Source organism: Pseudoalteromonas sp. APC 3224 (assembly GCF_030407535.1).
GTDB lineage: Bacteria > Pseudomonadota > Gammaproteobacteria > Enterobacterales > Alteromonadaceae > Pseudoalteromonas.
In genome coordinates this window covers 34,241-58,643 of the sequence record NZ_JASDDF010000014.1, presented here as the reverse complement: position 1 = coordinate 58,643, position 24,403 = coordinate 34,241, and the positions used below count along the sequence as shown (strand labels likewise).

At 39.3% G+C, this 24,403-nt stretch carries 22 protein-coding genes and 3 pseudogenes; 20 read left to right on the top strand and 5 right to left on the bottom strand.

Annotation, left to right across the window (positions count from 1 at the left end):
- Positions 1-206: 206 nt before the first annotated feature.
- On the bottom strand, positions 207-1,157 hold the full coding sequence (gene trxB, locus QL989_RS09005; protein ID WP_008110078.1) for a thioredoxin-disulfide reductase: 951 nt from the start codon (positions 1,155-1,157) through the stop codon (positions 207-209).
- 276 nt (positions 1,158-1,433) lie between these two features.
- On the opposite strand from trxB, the gene pssA reads away from it, so the two are divergent.
- Positions 1,434-2,759 carry a CDP-diacylglycerol--serine O-phosphatidyltransferase gene (gene pssA / locus QL989_RS09000; protein WP_008110076.1) on the top strand — a complete coding sequence of 442 codons (1,326 nt, stop codon included), beginning with the start codon at positions 1,434-1,436 and terminating at the stop codon, positions 2,757-2,759.
- 117 nt (positions 2,760-2,876) lie between these two features.
- Here the strand turns inward: pssA and ald are convergent, their stop codons facing one another.
- A complete protein-coding gene (ald, locus tag QL989_RS08995) occupies positions 2,877-3,998 on the bottom strand; it encodes an alanine dehydrogenase (protein ID WP_054200757.1) in 1,122 nt (373 codons plus the stop codon).
- 139 nt (positions 3,999-4,137) lie between these two features.
- Between ald and lrp the strand changes: the two genes are divergently transcribed.
- The 6 genes from lrp to serS all read left to right on the top strand — a co-directional run bounded on the left by lrp (position 4,138) and on the right by serS (position 10,952).
- Positions 4,138-4,617, top strand: a complete 480-nt coding sequence (gene lrp / locus QL989_RS08990) for a leucine-responsive transcriptional regulator Lrp (RefSeq protein ID WP_008110073.1) — start codon at positions 4,138-4,140, stop codon at positions 4,615-4,617.
- A 196-nt stretch (positions 4,618-4,813) separates the two neighbouring features.
- Complete coding sequence (locus tag QL989_RS08985; protein ID WP_290169868.1) at positions 4,814-7,303, top strand: DNA translocase FtsK 4TM domain-containing protein; 2,490 nt, start codon at positions 4,814-4,816, stop codon at positions 7,301-7,303.
- On the top strand, positions 7,303-7,929 hold the full coding sequence (gene lolA / locus QL989_RS08980; protein WP_055011834.1) for an outer membrane lipoprotein chaperone LolA: 627 nt from the start codon (positions 7,303-7,305) through the stop codon (positions 7,927-7,929). Before QL989_RS08985 ends, lolA begins: the two co-directional genes overlap by 1 nt.
- Positions 7,922-9,265 (top strand): replication-associated recombination protein A, encoded by a 1,344-nt coding sequence (locus QL989_RS08975; protein ID WP_178955863.1) that lies wholly within the window; start codon positions 7,922-7,924, stop codon positions 9,263-9,265. The genes lolA and QL989_RS08975 overlap by 8 nt, the downstream gene beginning before the upstream one ends.
- Positions 9,258-9,638 (top strand): fluoride efflux transporter CrcB, encoded by a 381-nt coding sequence (gene crcB, locus QL989_RS08970; protein WP_010389726.1) that lies wholly within the window; start codon positions 9,258-9,260, stop codon positions 9,636-9,638. The genes QL989_RS08975 and crcB overlap by 8 nt, the downstream gene beginning before the upstream one ends.
- A gap of 9 nt (positions 9,639-9,647) precedes the next feature.
- Positions 9,648-10,952: a serine--tRNA ligase gene (serS, locus tag QL989_RS08965; protein ID WP_290169862.1), complete on the top strand. Its 1,305-nt coding sequence runs from the start codon at positions 9,648-9,650 to the stop codon at positions 10,950-10,952.
- 211 nt (positions 10,953-11,163) lie between these two features.
- On the opposite strand, the pseudogene QL989_RS08960 reads toward serS, so the two are convergent.
- Positions 11,164-12,133: pseudogene (locus tag QL989_RS08960) on the bottom strand (integron integrase).
- 251 nt (positions 12,134-12,384) lie between these two features.
- Here QL989_RS08960 and QL989_RS08955 point away from each other — a divergent pair.
- The 13 genes and pseudogenes from QL989_RS08955 (at position 12,385) to QL989_RS08895 (ending at position 22,222) form a co-directional block, all read left to right on the top strand.
- Positions 12,385-12,660 (top strand): antibiotic biosynthesis monooxygenase, encoded by a 276-nt coding sequence (locus QL989_RS08955; protein ID WP_290169858.1) that lies wholly within the window; start codon positions 12,385-12,387, stop codon positions 12,658-12,660.
- Between the two features lie 90 nt (positions 12,661-12,750).
- A protein-coding gene (locus tag QL989_RS08950; protein ID WP_290169855.1) for an IS3 family transposase occupies positions 12,751-13,943 on the top strand; the annotation gives its coding sequence in 2 pieces (ribosomal slippage) (positions 12,751-13,056 and positions 13,059-13,943; 1,191 coding nt in all).
- Positions 13,944-14,086: 143 nt separating this feature from the next.
- Positions 14,087-15,040, top strand: coding sequence for a hypothetical protein (locus QL989_RS08945; protein WP_109874718.1), 954 nt, complete (start codon positions 14,087-14,089; stop codon positions 15,038-15,040).
- Between the two features lie 108 nt (positions 15,041-15,148).
- Positions 15,149-15,817, top strand: coding sequence for a hypothetical protein (locus QL989_RS08940; RefSeq protein ID WP_290169850.1), 669 nt, complete (start codon positions 15,149-15,151; stop codon positions 15,815-15,817).
- Positions 15,818-16,654: 837 nt separating this feature from the next.
- Positions 16,655-16,999: a DUF6508 domain-containing protein gene (locus QL989_RS08935; protein ID WP_290169847.1), complete on the top strand. Its 345-nt coding sequence runs from the start codon at positions 16,655-16,657 to the stop codon at positions 16,997-16,999.
- Between the two features lie 532 nt (positions 17,000-17,531).
- Positions 17,532-18,085: pseudogene (locus QL989_RS08930) on the top strand (hypothetical protein); the annotation flags it as partial.
- A 101-nt stretch (positions 18,086-18,186) separates the two neighbouring features.
- Positions 18,187-18,348, top strand: a pseudogene (locus QL989_RS08925) (transposase); the annotation flags it as partial.
- 241 nt (positions 18,349-18,589) lie between these two features.
- Complete coding sequence (locus QL989_RS08920) at positions 18,590-19,615, top strand: hypothetical protein (RefSeq protein ID WP_290169845.1); 1,026 nt, start codon at positions 18,590-18,592, stop codon at positions 19,613-19,615.
- Positions 19,615-19,971, top strand: coding sequence for a hypothetical protein (locus tag QL989_RS08915; RefSeq protein ID WP_178955971.1), 357 nt, complete (start codon positions 19,615-19,617; stop codon positions 19,969-19,971). Before QL989_RS08920 ends, QL989_RS08915 begins: the two co-directional genes overlap by 1 nt.
- Positions 19,972-20,229: 258 nt before the next feature.
- Positions 20,230-20,625, top strand: a complete 396-nt coding sequence (locus QL989_RS08910) for a hypothetical protein (RefSeq protein WP_290169843.1) — start codon at positions 20,230-20,232, stop codon at positions 20,623-20,625.
- Between the two features lie 143 nt (positions 20,626-20,768).
- Positions 20,769-21,419, top strand: coding sequence for a membrane protein insertase YidC (gene yidC / locus QL989_RS08905; protein ID WP_290169841.1), 651 nt, complete (start codon positions 20,769-20,771; stop codon positions 21,417-21,419).
- A 27-nt stretch (positions 21,420-21,446) separates the two neighbouring features.
- A complete protein-coding gene (locus tag QL989_RS08900; RefSeq protein WP_290169839.1) occupies positions 21,447-21,872 on the top strand; it encodes a GNAT family N-acetyltransferase in 426 nt (141 codons plus the stop codon).
- Between the two features lie 110 nt (positions 21,873-21,982).
- Positions 21,983-22,222, top strand: coding sequence for a DUF3955 domain-containing protein (locus QL989_RS08895; RefSeq protein ID WP_290169837.1), 240 nt, complete (start codon positions 21,983-21,985; stop codon positions 22,220-22,222).
- Between the two features lie 9 nt (positions 22,223-22,231).
- Here QL989_RS08895 and QL989_RS08890 read toward each other — a convergent pair whose 3' ends face one another.
- Together QL989_RS08890 and QL989_RS08885 are read right to left on the bottom strand one after the other, a co-directional pair.
- A complete protein-coding gene (locus QL989_RS08890; protein ID WP_075169453.1) occupies positions 22,232-22,864 on the bottom strand; it encodes a trimeric intracellular cation channel family protein in 633 nt (210 codons plus the stop codon).
- A 291-nt stretch (positions 22,865-23,155) separates the two neighbouring features.
- The gene (locus tag QL989_RS08885) at positions 23,156-24,172 is read right to left on the bottom strand and encodes a LacI family DNA-binding transcriptional regulator (protein ID WP_290169834.1); all 1,017 of its coding nucleotides are present in this window, start codon (positions 24,170-24,172) and stop codon (positions 23,156-23,158) included.
- Positions 24,173-24,403 lie beyond the last annotated feature (231 nt).

The following is a 24,403-nucleotide window of genomic DNA, read 5'->3' as shown; positions in this document are numbered from 1 at the left end:
ATTCCTGACGATAATTATAGCTAGTTTTACTTATATAATTTGACGGTATTTGTTGCTCACCCTTAGATCCTATCGCACCTAAGCCATTAATTGTATAAATAAAACTAATTTCAATTATAAGTACAATGAATTTTGGTGTGAGTACAGTTATGTTTGGGCATAAAAAAGGGCTGAAAATTCAGCCCTTTTTTAATTTAGATTCTAAATTACAGATTATCTAAAAAGCGTTCTGCATCAAGTGCAGCCATACAGCCAGTACCGGCAGAGGTAATCGCTTGACGGTAAATATGGTCAGATACATCACCAGCAGCAAATACACCTGGCACACTGGTTTGGGTTGCATTACCGTTAAGACCAGATTCAACCACTAGGTAGCCGTCTTTCATTTCTAGCTGACCTTCAAACATATCGGTGTTTGGCTTATGGCCAATGGCAATAAACACACCCGCTAAATCAAGTTCTTCAGTAGCATCTGACGCCACATCTTTAATGCGAACGCCGGTCACGCCCATTTGGTCACCAAGTACTTCATCAAGTGTACGGTTGTAGTGCATTACAACATTACCGTTCGCAGCTTTTTCAGCAAGGCGGTCTGCAAGAATTTTTTCACTACGGAAACTATCACGACGGTGGATAACATGAACTTCATCAGCAATGTTAGACAGGTATAACGCTTCTTCAACAGCCGTGTTACCACCACCAACAACCGCTACTTTTTGGCCTTTATAGAAAAACCCGTCACAGGTTGCACAAGCAGAAACACCACGACCTTGGAAATTAGTCTCAGACTCTAAGCCTAAATATTTCGCAGAGGCACCGGTTGCAATAATTAAAGCATCACATGTGTAAGTACCTTGGTCACCAGTTAGTGTGAAAGGGCGCTTAGATACGTCAACTTTGTTGATGTGGTCGAACACAATTTCAGTTTCAAAGCGTTCTGCATGCTCTTTCATACGATCCATTAATGCAGGGCCGGTTAAACCGTGTGCATCGCCAGGCCAGTTTTCAACTTCAGTAGTGGTTGTTAGCTGGCCACCTTGTTGAATACCTGTAATTAAAACAGGGTTTAAATTAGCACGTGCAGCGTAAACTGCGGCTGTGTAGCCAGCAGGGCCCGAACCTAAAATAAGTAACTTACAATGTTTTGCTTCAGTCATGATCTTTTCCTAAACGTTTAATACGGTTTTAATGCGCCCGATTCTAAGAAAAACAAGCAGGAAGTAAATAAAAGATGAGATTATTTTTTTTCGCAAATTCCGAAGCTGTTCATTAATGTGTACTAGCAAATGACTTACAAGCAGTGCTCGACTAATAAATAGACTGTTAGCCAATAAAACGACGTTAATTCATGACCAGCCTGATTTTTTTTGTTATCTTTTAACTAATTTTGATTTGTCACTGCTTAATTATGTGACCTAAGTGAATAGGCAACTATGTTATTTTGGCAAGAGAAACCCGCATTTGGGTTGACTTCAAAAGACGTTAACGTCTTAACCAATGCGCAAGAATACCGTACGCAATTGTTAGATTTAATTGCCAACGCAAAAAAACGAATTTATATCACCACACTTTACTTACAAGATGATGAAGCGGGTCGTGAAATCTTAGCCGCACTACACAGTGCATCGTTAGCTAACCCTTCGCTTGAAATTAAAGTACTGGTTGATTTTCATCGCGCGCAACGCGGTTTAATTGGCGCAGAAAAGTCAGAGGGCAATGCAAGTTTATATTGCGATAGCTTAGAGAAGTTTAATTCAAACGTTCAAGTGTATGGTGTCCCTGTAAAAGCCAAAGAACTGTTTGGGGTGTTGCATTTAAAAGGCTTTGTTATTGACGACACACTACTATATAGCGGTGCCAGTTTAAACAATGTGTATTTGCAATATAGCGACCGATACCGACTTGATCGCTACTTTTTAGTTTCGCAAAGCGAGTTATGTGACTCAGTAGTCGACTTTATCGAATCAACCTTATTGAGCTCTGAAGCAGTTCCAAGAATTGATCAACGACCGCTTAAACGCATGGCTGACTTTAAACTTGAACAAAAGCAACTTATGCGTGAGCTTAAATCGGCAAGCTATAAAAGTGCGCAGAACTTGAATACTCATGCAATGGGCATTCGTTTGTTCTTGGGTTTAGGCCGTCGTAATAACGAACTTAATCGCTTAATCAAAGCGCTGTTTGACACTACCGAGCAAGAGTTGGTGTTATACACGCCGTATTTTAATTTCCCGGCTCCTTTAATGCGCTCTTTGCGTCGCTTATTAAAGCAAGGTAAACAAGTCACTATTGTGGTGGGCGATAAAACTGCAAACGATTTTTACCTGCCACCTAGCGAGCCGTTTAGTAAAATTGGTGCATTACCGTATTTATACGAAACTATTTTGCATAAATTTGTAAAATCGCAAAAACGCCACATAGATAATGGCAACTTAAACGTTTACCTGTGGAAACACGAGAGTAACTCGTTTCATTTAAAAGGGATTTGTTGTGACCGTAAAGTGCATTTACTTAGCGGGCATAATTTAAATCCGCGTGCATGGGGGCTAGATATCGAAAATGGTATTCTGATAGAAGACCCTGAGCAAACGATAATGCGCGATATTGATAATGAACGCCAAGAAATTTTAAAACATTGTCGTCGTTTAACCGGTCCAGATGATTTAGAAACCATGAGCGATTACCCGCAGCCAGTTAAAAAACTGCTTGGTCAAGCTAAGCGTGTAAAAGTCGACTTTATTATTAAACGATTTATATAGCATTAGGGTCTGTTGACCACAGACCCTAAAATGTAGATACAAAAAAAGCAGCTAATTAGCTGCTTTTTTAATGCTTATACCTAATGATGACTTAGGTATAAACGGTAACAATAATAGTTACGCGTTTTCTACTGCAGTGCGTGGGTCAACATATTCCATGTTGAACGCTTCAGCTACTTCTTTGTAAGTTACTTGGCCTTTAAGTACGTTTAAGCCTTTTAAGAAGTGAGCGTCATCTAGTAGTGCCTTTTTGTAACCTTTGTTTGCAAGGTTAATGATAAACGGTAATGTTGCATTGTTAAGTGCAAACGTAGATGTACGTGGAACAGCACCTGGCATGTTAGCAACACAGTAGTGAACAACTTCATCAACGATGAAAGTAGGATCAGCGTGCGTAGTTGCTTTAGACGTAGCAATACAACCACCTTGGTCGATTGCAACGTCAACAATTGCAGCGCCAGGCTTCATTGCTTTAATGTGTTCAGCAGTTACTAGTTTAGGTGCAGCAGCACCTGGGATAAGTACACCACCAATTACTAGGTCAGCTTCAAGTACGTGCTTCTCAAGCGCGTCAGCTGTTGAGTAAATAGCTTTAACTTTGTTACCAAACTGTGCGTCTAGTGCACGTAATACGTCGATGTTGCGGTCAAGTACTACAACCTCAGCACCTAGGCCAACGGCCATTTGTGCAGCGCTACGACCAACCATGCCGCCGCCAATAACAACTACTTTAGCTGGCTCAACACCTGGTACACCACCTAGTAACATACCACGACCGTGGTTAGCTTTTTCTAGCGCTTGTGCACCTGCTTGAATAGACATACGACCAGCAACTTCACTCATTGGCGCTAAAAGTGGTAAACCACCGCGTGAATCAGTTACTGTTTCATACGCAATACAGATTGCTTTACTTTTAACAAGGTCTTCAGTTTGTGGAAGATCCGGTGCAAGGTGAAGGTAAGTGAAAAGAATCTGGTCTTCACGTAACATTGCACGCTCAACAGCTTGTGGCTCTTTTACCTTGATGATCATTTCTGCTTTTGCAAAAACGTCAGCAGCTGTTTCTAAAATTTCAGCGCCTGCTTGAACATAATCATCATTTGTAAAACCAATGCCCATACCAGCATTCGTTTCAACAATCACTTGGTGGCCGTGATTTACAAGTTCGCGAACACTCGCAGGAACCATACCTACACGGTACTCGTGGTTTTTAATTTCTTTAGGTACACCAATAATCATAATTTTGCCTTGTTAGAACGGGATAAAAATTTTCCACTATTATATTCATGCTAGGGTAGTGTGTCTCACCTTTTTTTAAGCTCTTTGTAGTGTTAGTATCTGTAAAATTAATTTTATTAGAATAAAAAACTAAAAAGCCATGCATAACTTATTAGACCGTATTGATCGCAAAATTTTAGTCGAATTACAACTTGATGGCCGCCTGTCAAATGTTGAACTGGCCCGACGAGTTGGCCTAAGCGCCACGCCCTGTCTAGAGCGAGTGAAAAAGCTTGAACGAGAAGGGTATATTTTAGGCTACAAAGCAGTGGTGGATCCTGCCAAACTTGGTCAAGGGCTTTCTGTGTATGTGGAAGTAACCATTACTAAAACATCGCCCGACGTGTTTGAAGAGTTTAGTGCTGCTGTTAGAAAGCACGAGGAAATTATAGAATGTCATTTGGTTTCGGGTAATTTCGACTTTTTATTAAAAACCCGGGTTAACGATATGTCAGAATACCGAGGCGTACTCGGTGATATATTATTAAAGCTGCCCAATGTGAGTGAAAGTCGTACCTACGTAGTGATGGAAGAAGTAAAAGGTGAAGAAGGCGTTGTTATTCGTCCTTTTGTTGCTTAATGATAAAGTAACAGCCTTTAATATACTTTTATTGTTGCAACCAACTTTGCTTTTTTAATGAGTGTACGACTAAATAATAAAAACTTGTTCATAATCAGGCCATCATGGTTAAGATAAAGTGCATCAAAATACATTTCCTGCTAAGGTATTCTATTGCCAAGTGAGTGTAAAAAATAATAATGAGGGATAGGTAATTATGCGCCTAAACGGTGTACAAAGACTATTAGAAACGGGGCTCATCGTCAGCACCTTTGCAGCGGTATTTATTTTATGTGCTTTAATTAGTTTTCACCCAGCCGATCCTGCTTGGTCGCAAACGGGTGAATTTACCAATGTACAAAATATTACGGGTACAGCGGGCGCGTGGGTGGCCGACATACTATTACTTACCTTTGGCTGGCTTGCCTATTTTGTGCCAGCGGCTATTCAGCTGCTAGGTTACTTGGTGTTTAAGCAGCCACACCGTATTTTACAACTCGATTACACCACACTTGGATTACGCATTATTGGTTTTGCGCTGTTTATTACCTCAGCCACCGCTATTAGCAGTATTAATTTTGATGATATTTATAATTTTTCCTCCGGTGGGGTAGTGGGCGATGTGATTGCATCGGCGATGATGCCTGCGTTTAATTTTACCGGTACCTCTATTTTACTACTGTGTTTCTTTTTTGCAGGGTTAACCCTATTAACAGGTGTGTCGTGGGTACAATTTGTTGATTACTTAGGTGATTTAATTGTTCGATTATACCGCTTTTTGGTGACCTATGCTCGAGGTTGGATGCAACGTGAGCGCATTGCAGGTAAAGTACAAGACGAGCAACCTGATGCCTATTTTGAAGATGATACACGCCAACAAGAACCTGAACTTGCTAATAAAACAGCAGACAAACCCAAAGCAATCGATAAACCCGCAACTAAGGTTAATGCTCCTCAAGACGACGAGTTTATGCCGTTTGACGAACTCGACCAAATACTCGATCAAGAAATTAGCTTTAGCGCCATAGACGATGAACCTATGGACACAGAGGCAGCACTTAATGCGCTTGATCAAAGCCCAGTGGTTGAACCTGAAAAACCAGCCACAACAGTGGTTTCACCAGCAAGGCCAATTAACAAGCCAAAATCAGGGTTTCAACCGCCGCCAACTGCCAAAGAGAAGTTTGAGCAATTATTAGAGCAAGAGCCACCTCCGGGGCCATTGCCATCATTAGATTTACTCGACAGACCCGACAAAGCAAAAAACCCAATTTCGCAAGAAGAACTTGATAGTGTATCGCGCCTTGTAGAAACAAAACTACTCGATTTTAACGTGCAAGCAACCGTGGTTGGAGTTTACCCTGGGCCTGTTGTTACCCGTTTTGAGCTTGATTTAGCACCGGGTATTAAGGTGTCTAAAATTACTGGGCTGTCAAAAGATTTAGCGCGCTCGCTATCGGCAATTAGTGTGAGAGTGGTTGAAGTTATTCCAGGTAAAACCTATATCGGTATTGAGCTGCCTAATAAATACCGTGAAATTGTACGTTTATCAGAAGTGATAAACGCACTTAAGTTTGAGCAAAACCCATCGCCATTAACCATGGTGCTTGGTAAAGATATTGCAGGGCAACCTGTGTGTGCCGACCTAGGTAAAATGCCACATTTATTAGTGGCCGGTACAACGGGTTCAGGTAAGTCAGTGGGCGTTAATGTAATGATATTAAGCTTACTGTATAAATCGGGCCCTGAAGATGTTCGTATGATCATGATTGACCCGAAAATGCTTGAGCTTTCAGTTTACGAAGGTATCCCTCATTTATTATGTGAAGTTGTGACCGACATGAAAGAAGCCGCTAACGCGCTGCGTTGGTGTGTAGGTGAAATGGAACGCCGTTATAAGCTGATGTCGGCTTTGGGGGTGCGTAACTTAAAAGGGTACAACCAAAAAGTAGTGGAAGCCAAAGAAGCGGGCTACCCAATTATGGATCCATTATTTAAAGACACCGATGGCATGAAAGAGGGCCCAGATGAGCTAGATAAATTACCTAGCATAGTGGTGGTTATTGACGAATTTGCCGACATGATGATGATTGTAGGTAAAAAAGTTGAAGAGTTAATTGCCCGTATAGCGCAAAAAGCGCGTGCTGCGGGTATTCATTTAATTTTGGCAACGCAGCGTCCGTCGGTTGATGTAATAACCGGTTTAATAAAAGCGAACATACCTACACGTATGGCGTTTCAGGTATCAAGTAAAATAGATTCGCGCACCATACTTGATCAACAAGGCGCAGAAAACTTATTAGGCATGGGTGACATGCTTTATTTACCGCCAGGCACCAGTGTGCCAGAGCGTGTGCATGGCGCGTTTGTAGACGACCATGAAGTACATGCCGTGGTAAACGATTGGAAAGCCCGTGCTAAACCAAATTACATAGACGAAATTTTAAATGGCGATGCCACTGAAGATATTTTATTACCAGGGGAAGCCAGCGAGAATGGCGATGAAGAGTCAGATCCGTTATACGACGAAGCGGTCGCCTTTGTAATAGAAACCGGAAAAGTATCGGTATCATCAGTGCAACGTAAATTACGTGTAGGCTATAACCGTGCTGCACGTTTAGTAGAACAAATGGAAACATCAGGTATCGTGAGTGCACCAGGACATAACGGCGCTCGCGATGTATTAGTACCTAATGGAGCAAATTAATGAAAAAATTAAGTAGTTTATTATTGGTATTGGGCAGTTTAGTTGCTATGCCAAGTTTTGCTGACGACAGCCAAGCATTACAAGATAAGTTATCGACCTTAAAAAGCTTTAAAGCACAATTTAAACAAAACGTAACCGACGGTGAAGGCCAACTGGTAATGCAAGGCCAAGGCAATATTGCGCTGCAACAGCCATTGATGATTCGCTGGCAGCAAACTAACCCAGACGACACGTTATTTGTGTCAAACGGCGATAAAACCTATTACTTTGATAGCTTTGCTGAGCAAGTAACCATTATGAAAACCAGCGGTTTAATTGACTCTACACCGTTTATATTGCTCACCTCTAAAGACCCTGCGCAATGGGAAAAATACAGCGTGCTTGCCACCGATTTAGGCTTTAGCATTACCCCAAATAAAGGCGTAGAAAGCCAAGTAGAGCAGCTTGATATTACTTTTGCTGATAACGAGCAAGGGCTTGCAAAACTGGTAGTTAAAGATAACTCAGGCCAGCTATCTGCGTTTACATTTAGCAATGCACAGGTTAATACTGAGCTTGATAAAACAACTTTTGAATTTACCCCGCCAGCGGGTGTAGAAATAGACGATCAGAGTAACGGTGAGTAATTTAGGTTTTAACTTTGGGCCCGATGTACGCCCACTCGCTGCGCGTATGCGCCCTTTATCGCTTAACGATTACATAGGGCAACAGCATTTACTAAGTAGCGACAAGCCGCTGCATCAAGCTATTGTTGCAGGGCGTTGCCATAGTTTAATTTTATGGGGCCCGCCGGGGGTAGGTAAAACTACGCTGGCGCAAATTATTGCCAACCATGCCGACGCTGAACTAATTCAAATGTCGGCAGTAACGGCGGGCGTAAAAGATATACGCGATAGCGTAACCCAAGCGCGCGATAACTTACAAAGCCGCGGCCAGCGTACTCTAATGTTTGTTGACGAAGTGCATCGCTTTAATAAATCTCAGCAAGATGCGTTTTTACCGCATATTGAAGATGGCACTTTTATATTTGTAGGCGCGACCACCGAAAACCCCTCGTTTGCGCTTAATAATGCGATTTTGTCTCGTGCAAGGGTGTATGTTTTAAAATCCTTGCAGGAAAGCGATTTATACACGGTAATAGAGCGTGCACTTAAACAAGATGAGCAATTAAGCCAAAAACACATCGTGATTGCAGATAACGCCAAACAGGCGCTATGCCAAGCAAGTGGTGGCGATGCTCGTAAAGTGCTTAATTTACTCGAGCAAGCAGTCGATTTAACCACTGAGCAAAACGGCCAATTTCATGTTGACGAACAGGTACTCAGCCAAGTACTCCCTTCGCATTTAGCGAAATACGATAAAGGCGGCGATGAATTTTACGATTTAATTTCGGCGTTTCATAAATCAGTGCGAGGCAGTTCACCCGATGGTGCGCTTTATTGGTACTGCCGTATTTTAGCCGGTGGCGGCGACCCGCTGTATGTTGCAAGGCGCTTATTAGCAATTGCCACCGAAGACATTGGCAACGCCGATCCACGCGCTATGGAAGTGGCTTTAAACGCATGGGATATATTCCAACGTGTTGGCCCCAGTGAAGGCGAGCGTGCAATTGCACAGGCCACCTTATATTTAGCCAGCGCACCAAAAAGTAATGCGGTTTATATGGCGTTTAACCAAGCTAAAGACGATGCTAAAAATCAGCCAAGCTACCCAGTGCCAGAGCATTTACGCAATGCCCCCACCAATTTAATGAAAGACTTAGGTTATGGCGCAGAGTATCGATATGCGCATAACGAAGAAGGCGCATTTGCTGCTGGCGAAAAATACCTACCGCCAGAAATGGATGGCAAACAATACTACCAGCCAAGTGATCGTGGACTTGAGCAAAAAATTAAACAAAAGCTCGATTATTTAAAAGAGCGCGACGCACAAAGCCCAGTAAAACGTTATGAGCATGATTAAACTTTACATGATGATAGCCCTTGGCGGAGCCTCAGGAGCCTGTTTACGGTTTTTTATTAGCGAAACCATGCTAAAACTCCTCGGTAGGGGATTCCCTTTTGGCACGTTGACGGTTAATATTCTGGGTTCATTGTTGATGGGCATTTTGTACGGTTTAATAGATAAACAAGTTATTGCCGTTAGTCCCGCTAAAACCCTCATCGGAATTGGCTTTTTAGGTGCGTTAACCACCTTTTCAACATTCTCAATGGATTCGTTGTTGTTATTACAACAAGGTCACTTTATTAAAATGGCCCTCAATATCATCTTAAACGTGATGGTGTGTATTTTTATGGCTTGGCTGGGCCTTCAGCTAGTAATGCAAAAAGGTTAAAAAACTAACATGTTAGATTCTAAATATTTACGTCAAGATGTCGAACAAACTGCAGCACGTTTAGCCGCACGTGGTTATGAACTAGATGTAGCGGTAGTGACTGAACTTGAAGAAAAACGCAAAACATTACAAGTAAAAACGCAAGAACTTCAAAGTCAACGTAACGCCAGTGCGAAAGCCATTGGTCAAGCAAAAGCAAAAGGCGAAGACGCACAGCCATTGCTAGACGCAGTTGCTAACTTAGGCAGCGAATTAGATGCGGCTAAAGCTGAGCAAGATGAAGTGTTAGAAGCAATTAAACAAATTGCCTTAGCAATTCCAAACTTACCTGACGAGTCGGTTCCTGAGGGCGCTGACGAAGACGACAATGTAGAAATTTTAACGTGGGGCACCCCTAAAAATTACGATTTTGAAGTTAAAGACCATGTTGATGTAGGGCAAGACCTAAACGGCTTAGACTTTGAAATGGGCGTTAAAATTAGTGGCGCACGTTTTACCGTAATGCGCGGCCAAGTAGCACGTATGCACCGAGCACTTACCCAATACATGCTAGATACCCACACAGACACAAACGGCTACACAGAAATGTATGTACCGTACTTAGTTAATAGTGCAAGTCTTTACGGCACCAGCCAATTACCTAAGTTTGCGGGTGATTTATTCCACACATTAGGCCTAGTGAACGATGATGGCGAGCAGCAAGCTGGCTTTAGCCTTATTCCTACGGCAGAAGTACCGCTTACAAACAGCGCACGTGATGAAATTTACGAAGAAAGCGATTTACCAATTCGCTTAACAGCGCACACGCCATGTTTTAGAAGTGAAGCAGGCAGCTACGGTCGCGATACACGCGGTTTAATCCGTCAGCACCAGTTTGATAAAGTTGAACTAGTTCAGCTTGTAAAACCAGAAGATTCAATGCAAGCGCTTGAAGAGCTAACAGGCCATGCAGAGCAAATTTTACAAGCGCTTGAATTGCCATACCGTAAAGTGATTTTATGTATGGGCGATATGGGCTTCGGCGCAGCTAAAACCTACGATATAGAAGTATGGTTACCAGCGCAAGACACGTACCGCGAAATTTCGTCTTGTTCAAACATGGTTGATTTTCAAGCACGCCGTATGCAAGCTCGTTTTCGTCGTGAAGGCGCTAAAAAACCAGAGCTTTTACACACACTAAACGGCTCAGGTTTAGCGGTTGGCCGTACACTTGTAGCAATACTAGAAAACTACCAACAAGCTGATGGCTCTGTAGTAGTACCACAAGTACTTCGTCCATACATGGGTGGACTTGAAGTGATTGGTAAAGCTTAAAGTACTAGCTGTAAGCTGTAAGCTGTCAGTTTTTAGCTATAAGCTTTAGAAAGCCGCTGTTTTAACAAACAGCGGCTTTTTTTGTTGACCAGGGTTCAGTTAGCAAGTTAGCGAGCTGTGAGATTAAAGTTTCTGCTCACCTGTAGATACAAGGGCGTGCTTTAGCGCGTTTATTTTTGATAAGGACCAATTTGTACTTTTCTAACCAGCTTTATAACCTAGAAAAAGGACTAATTACGCCATTAGCACCTTGTTGTAAAACATGCGTATAAATTTGTGTTGTTTTAACGTCCGAGTGACCCAACTGAGATTGTACGGTCCTTATGTCAGCTCCGCTTTGTAGTAAATGAGTTGCAAAGGAGTGGCGTAAAGTATGTGGCGTGATAAGTTTGGTTAACTTTGCCATTCTTACAGCCTTTTTAATCGCCTTGCGAACGCCTGTTTGGTGAAAATGGTGCCGTCTTATTTCTCCAGTTTCAGGATCGGTACTTAATTGATGAGACGGAAATAAATATTGCCAGCCTAAAGACGTATTAGCAGCTGGATATTTCTTTGCAAGTGCATGAGGCATCCAAACGCCAGCATATTGCTCATTGTGTGAGTCTAATTGTAAGTATTCATAAACCTGTGCGATCTGATTTCTAAGTAAAGGGATTAACTCAGTGGCAAGCGTCACAATCCTGTTTTTATTGCCTTTACCATTCCATATTCGAATACTCTTATAATCAAAGTCAATATCTTGAACCCTTAGCTGAACAGCCTCCATCACTCTTAGTCCACTACCGTACATTAGCCCAGCAATAAGATAGTAACGTTTACTTTAAATGCGACATGAGCACTTTAACTTCTTCTGGCGTCATCACTATGGGTAACTTGGGCTGACGCTTGCTTCTGATAAAAGTTAAGTCTAAACATAACTCGTTTTTAATAATGTGTTTACATAAAAAAACTAATGCATTTAAAGCAGTGGCTTGAGTTTTAGGCGCTACGTTTTTTGCTAACACAAGGTAGTCCAAATAGCTGACAACTTCGTTATTTCCCATTGAAGCAGGATGTCTTTTTTTATGAAAATGAATATAAGAAGCAATCCACTTTAAATAGGTATTAATGGTCCTAAGTGAGTATTGTCTAACTAACATATAGTCAGAAATGTAATTCAAAAATGGTGATTGTGTTTTCATAAATACCCTAAAACTATAACTGTATACATATACAGTTATAGCTTGGGTGCCCCTATAGTCAAGAAATCGACCCGATGGGTTGTTTTTGTCGGTTCCTAGTAAAATGTTAATTAGTTATATATTTGATATAGAATAATAAAAGATATTTTGTTACTAATATAGATAAGATACTACAGATCCAATGTTGGGTAAAAAACGACCCTTAGGGTCGATATTAAATTGTTATGTAGTTTAAAGGGGAAACCTCATCAATGTATGCCGTAATATTTAGAGCTAAAATCAAAGAATTAGATGCTCAATATTCAAAAATGGCTGAACGTATGCGCACTTTGGCTATTAATGAATACGGCTGTATAGAATTCACGGCATGCACCGAAGGTAACGATGAAATAGCTATATCTTATTGGCCATCGTTAGAACATATAAAAGCCTGGCATCAAAACCCAGAGCATAAAATTGCTCAAGAGCTTGGTAAAACTAAATGGTATGATTCGTATCAGGTTCAAGTTACCGAGGTCTTGAGTTAGTGCAAAACAATCACATAACAAGAAGCTCAAACGGACTTTGCTCCTCACCCGTTTTAGTGGACACCTCCTCATTACTTTGAGGAGGCTAAAATGCCTAGATATACCCAACCTAGAAAGACATGGTTTTACCCAGTTAATTTTAAAATCAAAACAGTCGAACTAAGCTTACGAGACGATGTCATGTCAAAGGACGTTGCCGAGGCGCTAGATATTCATCCGTTAATGCTGAGTCGTTGGCGAAAAGAGTATCGAGAAGGTAAGTTTAAAAACGTACCGCGCTATCAAAGCAACAATGAAACAATGAGTAAATTCCCAACAAAAAAAGAGCTGGATAACATTCAAAAGCTTAAGAAAGAAAATGAGCGTCTTAAGCAGGAGAATGACCTCCTAAAAAAGTGGCAACGGTATCTGGCGGAAGTACATCAGAACGATTTGGATTCATCCAAAAATTCGGACAAGCCTTAGGTGTAAAATACTTGTGTTCTTGGCTTAATGTTTCGCGTAGTGGGTTTTATGCTTGGCGTGACAGAACAGTGTCAGCTAGAGCGCTGTCAGATGCTAATTTGTTGTTGAAGATAAAGCAGGTTTTCAATGTAAATCATCAAACCTATGGTAGCCCACGCGTATTTCATGCGCTAAAAAAAGAAGGTGTGAACACAAGCCAAAAACGTGTTGCCCGCTTAATGCGAGAAAACGGTTTAAGAGCCAGAGCCCTTAAGACTTACAGTAAACCGGCTAAGGTTAAGTTCTTTTATAAAGAGATAGAAAATAAACGCAAAGATAGTGAAAAGGCCACGGGGATCAATCAGCAATGGTCTGGCGATATTACGTATTTAAAAGTCGGCGCTCGTTGGCATTACCTTGCTGTGGTTATCGACTTATATTCACGTCGAGTAATCGGCTGGGCGTTTGGTAAAAACAAAACAACAGACCTTACGTTAAAGGCGCTAAGGCTTGCGATAAAGAAACGACAGCCAACAGAGAGTGTATTATTTCACACTGACCGAGGCGCAGAATACCGTGCTCACGTTGTACAAAAGTATTTGGCTAGAAAAAACATCAAAGCCAGTATGAATAGGCCTGGGTGCTGTACTGACAACGCAGAAGTCGAGTCGTTCTTTCATTCGCTTAAAGCAGATTTAATTCGAGGAAATAAATTTGATAGCAGCGGTAAACTATTATCAAAATTAAAGGTTTACCTAAATTACTTTTACAATAGACAGAGATTGCATTCGAGTTTAGGATATAAATCACCTGCCGAGTTTGAATTGGCAGTTAATTGAAACGTGGACGGTGTCCACTTTATCGGGTGAAGATCAACAAAAACAGTTGGCTCAGTTCCGCTTCGCTCCACATTATAGCCAACAATTTTTGTCCGCTTAAGTGGGCGTTATACGTAATTTAAACTTCAGAGCAAGGATGTCAATTGTCAGTATTTGATTTTACAACCATATTAGTTTTTGGTTTGGGAAGTGTTGTAGTTATGGCTTATTATATTACTCATTTAGCTGAAAGCGGAATAAATGAGCAATCGAAGGTAAAACTAACAAATATAGTAAAAAATTATCGAGCAACACCTACTATCCGTCATTCATTTATCACTTTTACGATGGTATCTGATTACTTATTTGGAGATAAAATATTTAGCTTAAGAGCTTTTTTGTTATCATGTTTTATAAGTCTTCTATGGATGACAATTACTCTTATCATTTGTACGTTTCTATTCCCGACATATACATCGTGGATTGGACAAGCAAATCTTAGTAAAGTTATTCTTTTAAGTTCATTGCCGTTAGTTTTAGCAGTCCTTGTTATTGATTTTATTTCTGTCTCAATAACAAGGTTATTTATTCGTAAATCTAAAGCAAGAGGAGGCTTCGGGCTTTTATTTGTATTGGCTATAGACTTTATAATTGCAGCAACACTTTTTTATGTCGGAATCACAGCTTTTAAATACGTAGTCATAAATCCAACTTGGTTATCGGTTACCGATTCATTTCCCTACTGGATTCAATTAGATCAGATGCCGGTATTACTTCAAACCTTAAATGATTTAACTCCAGATATGTTAAGTGAAAAGGGCTCTGGAAATTATGATATTAAAGGTGGATTGTATACAGAAGTGGTTTATGCATTTCCAGAAGGTGTATCGTTTTATTCAAGTTTATTAACTTCAGTTTGGCTATGGCTTCATATATTTTCTTATTGTTTATTTAAGTTAACGTTACAAATAGATTTACTAAAAAATTATCTTTTAAAGTTTGTAGAAATTGATAAAAAACCCTTTACAGCATTGGCAATTATGGTCGCTATTTCTTATGTAATAATATCAATAGCCCTAATTATTGCTTTTTCAATCTACAAGTGGATTTACGTATAACAAGTCATTAAAGCAGGAAAATTTACAGTTGGCTGTTTTCACTGCGTTTAACATTTTAGCCAACTATAAATTTCCTCTTAATGAGGCGTTAGGGAGTAAATCAGAGCTATGCTCAATATTGATAGCTATCAAAAAGTAATGGCTGAATGGGCGAGTAAAACCATAACTCCTCATGTAGGTGATATAAAGGCAGGTAAAGGAACTGACGTTACCTTACAAGATCAAAAAGCTTTTAATATTATTTTTGTTGGTTTTACTGAAATAACAGATACTTTTGATGCGCTAGAATTTTCATCTGTACTTTTGAGTGTTGCTTCTCCAAGAAGTAAAAAAATATCAAAAGAGAAATACCTTAAGTTTGTTGTGAATACATATTTACAAGATGTATATATTCTTAAAGAGCGTTTGAAGACCTATGCTACTCAGATAAAACGCATACACGATAAAATGGGGCGTACTGTTCTAACCCAAAAACATATAGATCCTCTTTTTGAAACCGTAATAGGTGCATTTAAAGGGCTTGTTGATACTCGAAGCGGTCACGTTCATGGAAAACGATATACTGATGAAACTTTATCAGATGCAAGTTCGATGGCTCTTATTGCTGAACATTATCCCGAATTTGATTCCCATTATAATTTTAGCCTTACTAAGGCTAAGCGTGAGTGGCAAAACAGGATAGAAAATAATAATAAAGAAACAGCTAAGCTTCTAAATAAATATTTCAACGAGTTGTTTAAAGTGGTTGTTGATAGCGGTAGTGTTGTTACTCCCTAACAAGGCATTTAAACGGAAAATTTACAGTTGGCTGTTTTTCGTGCCTCAAACATTTTAGCCAACAGTAATTTTCCGCTTAATGCGGCGTTAAAGTGTAGTGGCCTAACGTTGTTGTAATATCCGTTGATATAATCACTCACACTATGTTTAGCCATCTAATATTGTACGCCGTTATTGCGGCTTTTTTATAGCAAGGAGGTTGCTTTGAGATATTTAAGCATGTTGCTATTCGCACCTTTAATAATATTTCCGGCATTAGGCGTTGTATTTTTATTCGCTAGTGTTTTCTCTATACAGTTAGAAGTCACCTAAAGTAGACTCTGGGAAGTTTATAAGATGATCTGTTTTTTTGGGGGGGTGATTGCATATATGGGTAATACGGTAATTGGTATTCCTATCATTTTCATTCTTGATAAACTTAACCGTTTAACTTATTTAAATATAATGAGATGTTTACTTTTTCTGGCCTTAGTCTTTGTTATAAAGGACGGTCGCTTATTTTCTTTTAATATTTTTTCACTCGATAGTGCAAAGTACTTATTGTGGAAATACCTTGGCGTACTTTACTTTTCTATATGTGTTGCAACTATTGACTATCTTATGGTTAAAAATAAGCAATAGTAAGGCATGTTTCTGTCGTACTTATCAAATTTTTTTGATAAGTGTGATTGTTTGTGGATTGCATATTAGGTTTACTGTGTACATTGTTGGTTCAATAAAAATAAAGCTTACACCCATCTTAATTTTTTAGTGATGGGTTTCACGTTAGAGGTGCTGGGTTTGAATTAAGCTAACACCGTGTGTGAGTTATTATGTCTAGTGGTTCATGGAGGGTGTATGTTTTCAAAAAGTGATGTGGAAAAACTTGAAAAAGACTATAGGCAGGCTAAGGAGGCGTTACTAGATATAGAATACTTAGGTGGTTACACTAAATATCCTGAAGTTATTTCTAAATTTATGAATGCTCTATGTGCTCCCCCATGGTTTAAAATTGATTATGACCCACGTGAAGTAAAAAAGATCATGTCCAATATAGATAATGCTTCCCATGATAACTTATGTAATGTATTAACAAATGCGAATCGTATTGAACGTTTTGGTGATGGACAATGGGCTGTACTTTTAAAAGAAGATTTTTTTCCTTTAGTTATATCCCGTGCATACGTACTTACGAAAACCTAAAAAATAATTAACACAACTAAACAAGACACCCATCTTTAATTTTGTATTTTAATTTAGGTAGTAAGGTCGATATGCAATATTTAGTATACAAATATGGACAAAGAGTTATTTCTTTTCTGATCGTTATTACATTGCTCGTTAATTGGGAAATGTTTTCAATTATAGGGGCGGCTGGATTGACGCTTGCAAATAACTTGCTAATAATTATATGGATTATTCTTTTATTTACTTCTGCCATAGGGTTATATCTAAAGACAAACTGGGGATTCTTATTCTTTTATCCTGGGGTATTACTGACAACAATTGGTTTCTCTATCCCTCTTATTCCTTTTGTTATTAGTGTTTTTGCATTTGAGTTGAGGCCTTGGATAATGATCGGCATAAACTCGATGCTTTTAATGTTTGCTTTATGGACACATTGGTTAAGAAAAAATCTAAACAGAAACTAAACAAGACACCCACCTTTAATTTTGTACTTTCGGTTTCAAACTATGCTTTAGGCAGTATGAATAAATAGGCAGGGTGTTCCATCATGGCAATTGCAAGAAAGCGTCAGGTTAGTTTGGCTGATACGCGATATTATCATTGTATTTCACGTTGTGTATGCCGAGCCTTTTTATGCGGAGAAGACCATTTTACAGGTCAGTCTTATGAGCACCGCAGAGGATGGGTAGAAGATAGGCTACTTGCCTTAGTAAAAGTATTTTGCATAGATGTGTGTGCTTATGCTGTGATGAGTAATCAGCAAAAAGTTGGAACATTTTATAACAGCGCAGCTGGCCCGGAAGGCGGAAGGCAGGATGCCTGAAGTACACTCATTTAGTACTGTATGTAGATGATAAAAAGGCCAATAGGCTAAATTACAAAGCCATTATTATTCGTTGGCATAAAGTGTGTAAAGACACGTTATTAACGCAAAAATACCTGCAAGGTGAAAAACTCACTAAAGCAGAGCTTATCTTTTTCAATCAAACAGTAAAACAATACCGGGAGCGGCTATCTAGCATCAGTTGGTTTATGCGCTTGTTAAATGAAGGTATTGCGCGCAAAGCAAATAAAGAACACAACTGCACTGGTCGATTTTATTCGCTACCATCCATGGCGTTCACCCTTCGGGCTGCCTAACGGCATTCAAATTTATTCCCTATAAATTTGTGGGAAAGGCCTTTCCCTTCGATAAAGAGTAATCAAAAGCCTTGCTAGATGAAGCCCCACTAGCTGCTTGCATGGCGTATGTAGATTTAATTCCAATTAGAGCAAAGATAGCCAGCACCCCCGAAGAATCAAATCATACCAGCGTGAAAAAGCGATTAGAAAGTGCAGCAACAGGCAAGCAGCCTAAAAGTTTACAACTTACATTGGACTTTTTGAATTAAAAGGGCGTGTTGTATCGGATACACGTAATGACAAACTGGCAATATTGATTTACCTTTTTTCAATATAAGTTTGTTCAATCACTAATAATAAGAGGTACGGAAATAACCGTGGTTTTTATGGGGTATTGTAAACTGACATATTTGACCTCAAAATAGAAATGTGTAAAGCTCAACGGCCTTAATGCACGGATGAATGAAATTAAAGGAATAAAAAATGACAAATAGCTTTGTTACCCCCAACGATTATGCAATTCACGTTGTAGAAAAACGTATGACCATCGATGCACTTATCATCGTCCTTTACAATGCCCCTACAGAAAAAACTTTCACTCATTTTAAATTTGTAAATTCTCACCTAGTTGAGGGCTTTGCAAAGCCTGGCCAAATAGTGCTTATATCTCCTACAAATAGCCAAGAGTGTACTGAATTTGAACAACAATTTCAGAAATACGCTGATGAAGTAGATAAAAAACTACGAGAATTAGATGAACGTGAGCGTGAAATATTAGCTAAGCGTTATGAGTTGCTTAGTAATGTAGCAAAATATAATGGCATGCTTTTAGGTGTTGCTAATAACTCATGGACAACCCATGTTACGCAAGTCAAAACTATTCTAACTGATTTAGAGACTGCTTATGTAAATAGTTACAATCGCCATGGAAGTTTAAAAAATTCACAGTTTTTACAAAGGCGAAAACTGATGTTTACTCGATTAGATACAGCGCTTAGACGCTTTGCTCAGCCCACATTAGGAGGTGGTTTAGCTGCTGGCAATATTCGTCAAAACTTGGGATTGAGTTCTAAAAGTATGATCCATCACTGGAAGTCACAAGGTGGGGTTGCACAAAGTATTCCGCATTTTGCAGAAAATTATAAAACTGTTGCAAACATGGCAAAAAACCTTAAACGAGTTGGTTATGTTGGTATTGCGTTAACAGGTGTTGAGGCCAGCGCAAATATTGTTAAAGCTTGCACTGAAGGTAATACTCAAGCTTGTTCTAAAGCTAAGTATGTTGAAAGTGGCAAAGCTATTGGAGCAGTAGGCGGCGGAATTCTAGGTGGAGCAGTCGCCACTTGGGCAACTTGCTCAATTGTGTTTGGTTTACCATCAAGTGGTACAAGTTTCTTTTGGTGTGCAGTTGTAGCGGGAGGCAGTGGTGGCTATGCTGGCGGAAAATATGGTGGAGAGTATGGTGGGGCCAAAGGGGAAGTTTTATATGAAGCGAATGGTATAAAGTAATGCAATTAATTGATCCATCTTCCATTCAAGTCATTTCAGCATACTTTTTTTTCGGTGGTTGTATAGGTGTTTTTATTTGGATTGGTTTGGTTATTTACTTAAAAACTAAGTGGTTACCATTACTCGAAGAAACTCTTGATGATGGTGTTAAGTTTTATAGCCTTAACATCTTTTTATCCGCTAGCGGAATTCTACAATACGCTACGGTTTTTATTTGGTCCTTTCATGCTAAGCGTTACGGAATGTTTGAAAAAAGGCAGAGTATACCTAAACATATTCAAAAGTGGTTTGTTTTTGCTTTTTTTTGGTTGATGTTTAGTGGGGCATTAATAGTAATATCTGCTGTTATTACTTAAGTGTATGCTCAATAAAATAAACTTATAAGATAATTGGATTTCTTACATATACAGAAGTAAGAATGTATTTAGGAATTTAATTATGATTAAGTTTATAGCTGGCAGTTAGGATGGGCGTCATTGAATTCTTTATGTGAATGTTTATTCATGTTAGCGTTTGTTGTTTAGTTAATTGACAAACTAATTATGGCTCTGGCTTTGAATTAAGTTAACACCGTGTGGGAGTCATTATCTATAGGCATCTACGCAGGATACTTGATGGAGCCAGATTACCAAAACTATAGCCTCCAAGAGTTATTGGAGGCGCGCAGCTCAATTGATCAGCAAGCTTACCCACTTCGGTATTTTAAAATTTGCCAACAGATTGAGGTTGCGGCCAGCAAGCCTCAAGAACGACAAGCTCTCAAAGACCGTGACTTTTTTTCTAGGCTCGTTTTCGTAAAAGTCATCACGTCTTTGCTCAGCATAATTTTAGCTAGCAAATTATATTATGCTTTTTCGGAGGGGTATATTTCTTGGAAAGGAAATACTGACTATTTTGTCCAACAAAGTCCGCAGACATACTATTTTCTTGTTGCAGTGCATTTTTTCTTTTTAGGCTTTTTTTTAGTTTTAGTATTTACAAACTGGTGGATTAAAAAGCAAAATGCCTAATAAAGTTTTAGGGTCGAATTTTGTACTTTCCCCGTTTAAGTGGACTCTCGAACATAGCAAATCTTTTTTAGTTTGAAATAAACTGTTGACATAATATGTCGTGATGGTTATTTTTAATACATAATATTAAAAGGAAAACTAAAATGGAAATTTGGAATTTATTTACTGATTTTATTGTGCAATCAATCACCTTTTTTACCCAAGAAGTGGGCGTAAGCCAAGCGGTTGCAATTATTTTGTTTACCGTTATTGGACGATTAGTTTTAATGCCGATTAACCTTGTTGCTATGGCTAATATGGTTAGAAATAAAAAAGCAATTGCCGCACTAAAACCTGAGCTAGATAGCATAAAAAACAACTATAAAAACCAGCCCAGCGAAATCGCAAAATTAACTATGGCGCTGTATAAAAAGCACAATATTAAGTTTATCGATAAAAAAAGTGTGACTAATATGGCAAGCCAAGGCGTATTTGGCCTTGGGACTTTTCAGGCTCTGCAACAAATTGTATTTAATAGTAAGTTTGCCTGGATTGCCAGTATTGCAAAGCCTGATATTGCGCTTTCGTTACTAGTGGGGGCTATTACATATTTATCTATAATGATGATGCCAGGTAGCGCAGAACAAACCAGCACCTTATTGTTCCTAATTCCCGCAATTATTTGTGTGGTTACTCTCGTTAATTTTCCTTCTGCAATTGCTTTGTACTGGGTTACATCCAGTAGTACTAGCTTGTTGCAGTCATTATTAGTAAATAAATATTTTAAAAACCAGCAAACACAACAAGTTTTGTAAAGGTCGCTAAACAAAGGAATGACAATAATGAATATGTGTTATCAACCCACAGCCGATTTAATGGCTTCTGCACAGTTAACCTATACCAATATGCGTGGATATTATGAGCATTATGGTGTTGATTGGCAGCAACTTAAAATATGTGAGCAAATTTCAGACCTTGAAAATTGGGATGTTTTGTTAAATGGCGATGTAGTGGGTGCAATGCGCTTGGCTTTTGATGATGAGGGTTGCTATATACGTGACCTACAAGTAGATGCTGCGTTTCAAAATATGGGTATTGGTGCAGCAGTAATTAATGAGGGGGCTCGTTTAGCTGTGCTCCAAGGTGCTATGCAACTTAGGCTTCGGGTTTTTAAAATAAGCCCTGCGCACAAGCTTTACACACGCTCGGGTTTCAACATAGATAAAGCAGACGACAGATTTTATTATATGTCTAAAAGCTTAGTTTAATGGCTGTGACTTTTATTTTAAAAAATTAATGTTGCTCAGTCACTGTAGATTAATATTCGCTCATTCAAACTGCTATTCCGACAATTTAATAAAATATTTATGGATAGATTATGCGCTTTTTTACAAACAAAACAGCCACATTGAGTGTTTGCTTTTTATTGCTTGGCACGGGTTTTATGCTGATAGAAAACAGTGTGTATCAATATGTTGATCATAATGGTGTTCTACATGAAAGCTTGTTTATGCCTTTGAGCATACTGTGTTTTGCTTTGGGAGTTCTTTTTGTGGTTAGTTCGTTAGCCCGAAAAGTATTCGGGCTATTTAAAAGTGCTAGGGCAGGTCGGCATTAACCGCTACTGTTATTGCTCATTATTTAAATTAGCGGGTTCTAATAAATTAAATGTTGGTAAGCGCCATTTAAAGCGTACCGATGCCATTCGAATTAAATAGCCTACTACTAAACTTGCAACCACGCTGATATTGTCATCAATGTTGTAGTGGTGTAGCGCTAAGTATAAACACGCGACTATAAGCGCTACGCTTGCATAAAGTTCATGATGAAGTACTAATGGTGCTTGTCGACAAATTAAATCACGCAATAATCCACCAAATACACCTGTCACTATGGCTGCGACAACACAAATTCCATAGTGCAAACCCATATTAAGTCCAACTTGGCAGCCAATAATACTAAACGCAGCAAGCCCTAGTGCATCTAGACGCATAAATATGCCTTTAAATTTAACCACCCATTTTGCCAACCAAGTGGTAACAATACCGGCTAGGCAAGTGATCAGTAAATATTCTGGGTGTTTTACCCAAGTCAGTGGGTAGTTACCTAATAAAATGTCTCGCACGCTACCACCACCAATGGCTGTGGCACTGGCTACCAACATAACACCAAACCAATCCATATTTCTGCGTCCAGCGCTAAGAGCACCGGTCATGGCTTCTGCTGTAATACCTATAATATAAACGATGGTTAATAGCATGAGATGATCACTTGAAAATTTAACATGAAAATAAAAGCAGGATTGTAGTGATAAAAGCGTGCATTGACGAGTGAAAAATTACATCAAAAACAGCCAGTTTCAGATTAAAAAAACTAATGCGATAGCGAGGTGTGAATAGCCTGTTAATGCAACGAAAGCGGTTACTTTACTAATAAAAACAAAAAGGACAAATGACCGTAAATAAGCAATAAAACCTGAATAAATTTAAGGGCGTCAGGGCGTTATTGCCCTTAATTTTACTACTTTTAAAAAATGGTTTAACTCAATGAATTAACTTGAGCCACGTGCAATTAAACGCGGTGGTAGTAGGGTGCTTTGCACTTGCTCACCCCTAATGAGTTTTAGTAAGTTCTCAACCAACATTTGCCCAGCAATAGTGGTATTTTGTTCTATGGTTGTTAGCGGCGGGTTAATATAACTGGCAATAGATATATTATCAAAGCCGATTACGGCTACATCTTTTGGTACGTTAATATTGGCTTCTTTTAATGCCCGTATTGCGCCAATTGCTATAAGGTCGCTGGCTGCAAAAAGTGCATTAAAGGTAATGTTATTAGCAATTAACGAACGAGTGGCATGATAGCCTGATTCTTCGGTAGAGATAGCATTGGCAATTTTACGCTCATTAAGTGTAATGCCATTTTGTTGTAACGCGTCTTTAAAGCCATTAAAGCGGGCAAAAAATTCGGGGCTATGATCAGAGGCATCGCCTATAAACGCGCAATCTTTGCGATTATGTGCCAACAAATGCTCAGCAGCTAGCTTTCCGCCTCCATAGTTGTCGCAGCTTATGGTTAAGTCGAGGCGGTTATCAACACTTGCTCCCCAGCAAACAAACTTAGTGTTTTGTTCAAGCAAAGTATTAAATTTAGGCTGAAAGTCTATATAGTCGCCATAACCTAATAAAATGATGCCATCTGCACGGTGACTGTCTTCATAGTCTGCCTGCCAATCAGCACTGGCCGATTGAAATGACACAAGTAAATCGTAACCTTCTTTAGCGCAGGCACGAGTAATACTGCCCAGCATAGCTAAAAAAAACGGATTTATTTGCGATTCGTCAGAGGTAGGATCTTCAAACAACAATAACGCTAGGGTGCTGCTTTGTTGAGTGCGCAGGTTACTGGCGTTTTTATCCACTTTGTAATTAAGCTTTTTGGCAATGTCATGAACTCGTCTTCGGGTTTCATCATTTACCAAAGGACTATTTCGTAAAGCACGAGAAACTGTAGATTGAGACACCCCAGCATAATGGGCTATATCAAATGAGGTGGCTTTACCTTTCATCACGATTACTTATTTAAGAGGACAATAAGGGGCTATTCTCGTTTATTAATGATTTTTTTCAAGCTTATTTGTCAATAAAGGCATTTTTTTATTGATTTTAACATGACACCGGTGTCACAATGAGGGTGTTTTATCATTTTGTTGTCAAAACGTATTAGCTACCTTTATTATTAAAGGTAGCCTTTTTTTACAGTGATAGCTGCTTTGAGGTGATAGCTCAAAGTAAATAAG

Coding starts and splice junctions, on each gene's coding strand:
- trxB (WP_008110078.1), bottom strand. CDS start 1,157: ATGACTGAAGCAAAACATTGTAAGTTACTTATTTTAGGTTCGGGCCCT.
- pssA (WP_008110076.1), top strand. CDS start 1,434: ATGTTATTTTGGCAAGAGAAACCCGCATTTGGGTTGACTTCAAAAGAC.
- ald (WP_054200757.1), bottom strand. CDS start 3,998: ATGATTATTGGTGTACCTAAAGAAATTAAAAACCACGAGTACCGTGTA.
- lrp (WP_008110073.1), top strand. CDS start 4,138: ATGCATAACTTATTAGACCGTATTGATCGCAAAATTTTAGTCGAATTA.
- QL989_RS08985 (WP_290169868.1), top strand. CDS start 4,814: ATGCGCCTAAACGGTGTACAAAGACTATTAGAAACGGGGCTCATCGTC.
- lolA (WP_055011834.1), top strand. CDS start 7,303: ATGAAAAAATTAAGTAGTTTATTATTGGTATTGGGCAGTTTAGTTGCT.
- crcB (WP_010389726.1), top strand. CDS start 9,258: ATGATTAAACTTTACATGATGATAGCCCTTGGCGGAGCCTCAGGAGCC.
- serS (WP_290169862.1), top strand. CDS start 9,648: ATGTTAGATTCTAAATATTTACGTCAAGATGTCGAACAAACTGCAGCA.
- QL989_RS08955 (WP_290169858.1), top strand. CDS start 12,385: ATGTATGCCGTAATATTTAGAGCTAAAATCAAAGAATTAGATGCTCAA.
- QL989_RS08940 (WP_290169850.1), top strand. CDS start 15,149: ATGCTCAATATTGATAGCTATCAAAAAGTAATGGCTGAATGGGCGAGT.
- QL989_RS08935 (WP_290169847.1), top strand. CDS start 16,655: ATGTTTTCAAAAAGTGATGTGGAAAAACTTGAAAAAGACTATAGGCAG.
- QL989_RS08920 (WP_290169845.1), top strand. CDS start 18,590: ATGACAAATAGCTTTGTTACCCCCAACGATTATGCAATTCACGTTGTA.
- QL989_RS08915 (WP_178955971.1), top strand. CDS start 19,615: ATGCAATTAATTGATCCATCTTCCATTCAAGTCATTTCAGCATACTTT.
- QL989_RS08910 (WP_290169843.1), top strand. CDS start 20,230: ATGGAGCCAGATTACCAAAACTATAGCCTCCAAGAGTTATTGGAGGCG.
- yidC (WP_290169841.1), top strand. CDS start 20,769: ATGGAAATTTGGAATTTATTTACTGATTTTATTGTGCAATCAATCACC.
- QL989_RS08900 (WP_290169839.1), top strand. CDS start 21,447: ATGAATATGTGTTATCAACCCACAGCCGATTTAATGGCTTCTGCACAG.
- QL989_RS08895 (WP_290169837.1), top strand. CDS start 21,983: ATGCGCTTTTTTACAAACAAAACAGCCACATTGAGTGTTTGCTTTTTA.
- QL989_RS08890 (WP_075169453.1), bottom strand. CDS start 22,864: ATGCTATTAACCATCGTTTATATTATAGGTATTACAGCAGAAGCCATG.
- QL989_RS08885 (WP_290169834.1), bottom strand. CDS start 24,172: ATGAAAGGTAAAGCCACCTCATTTGATATAGCCCATTATGCTGGGGTG.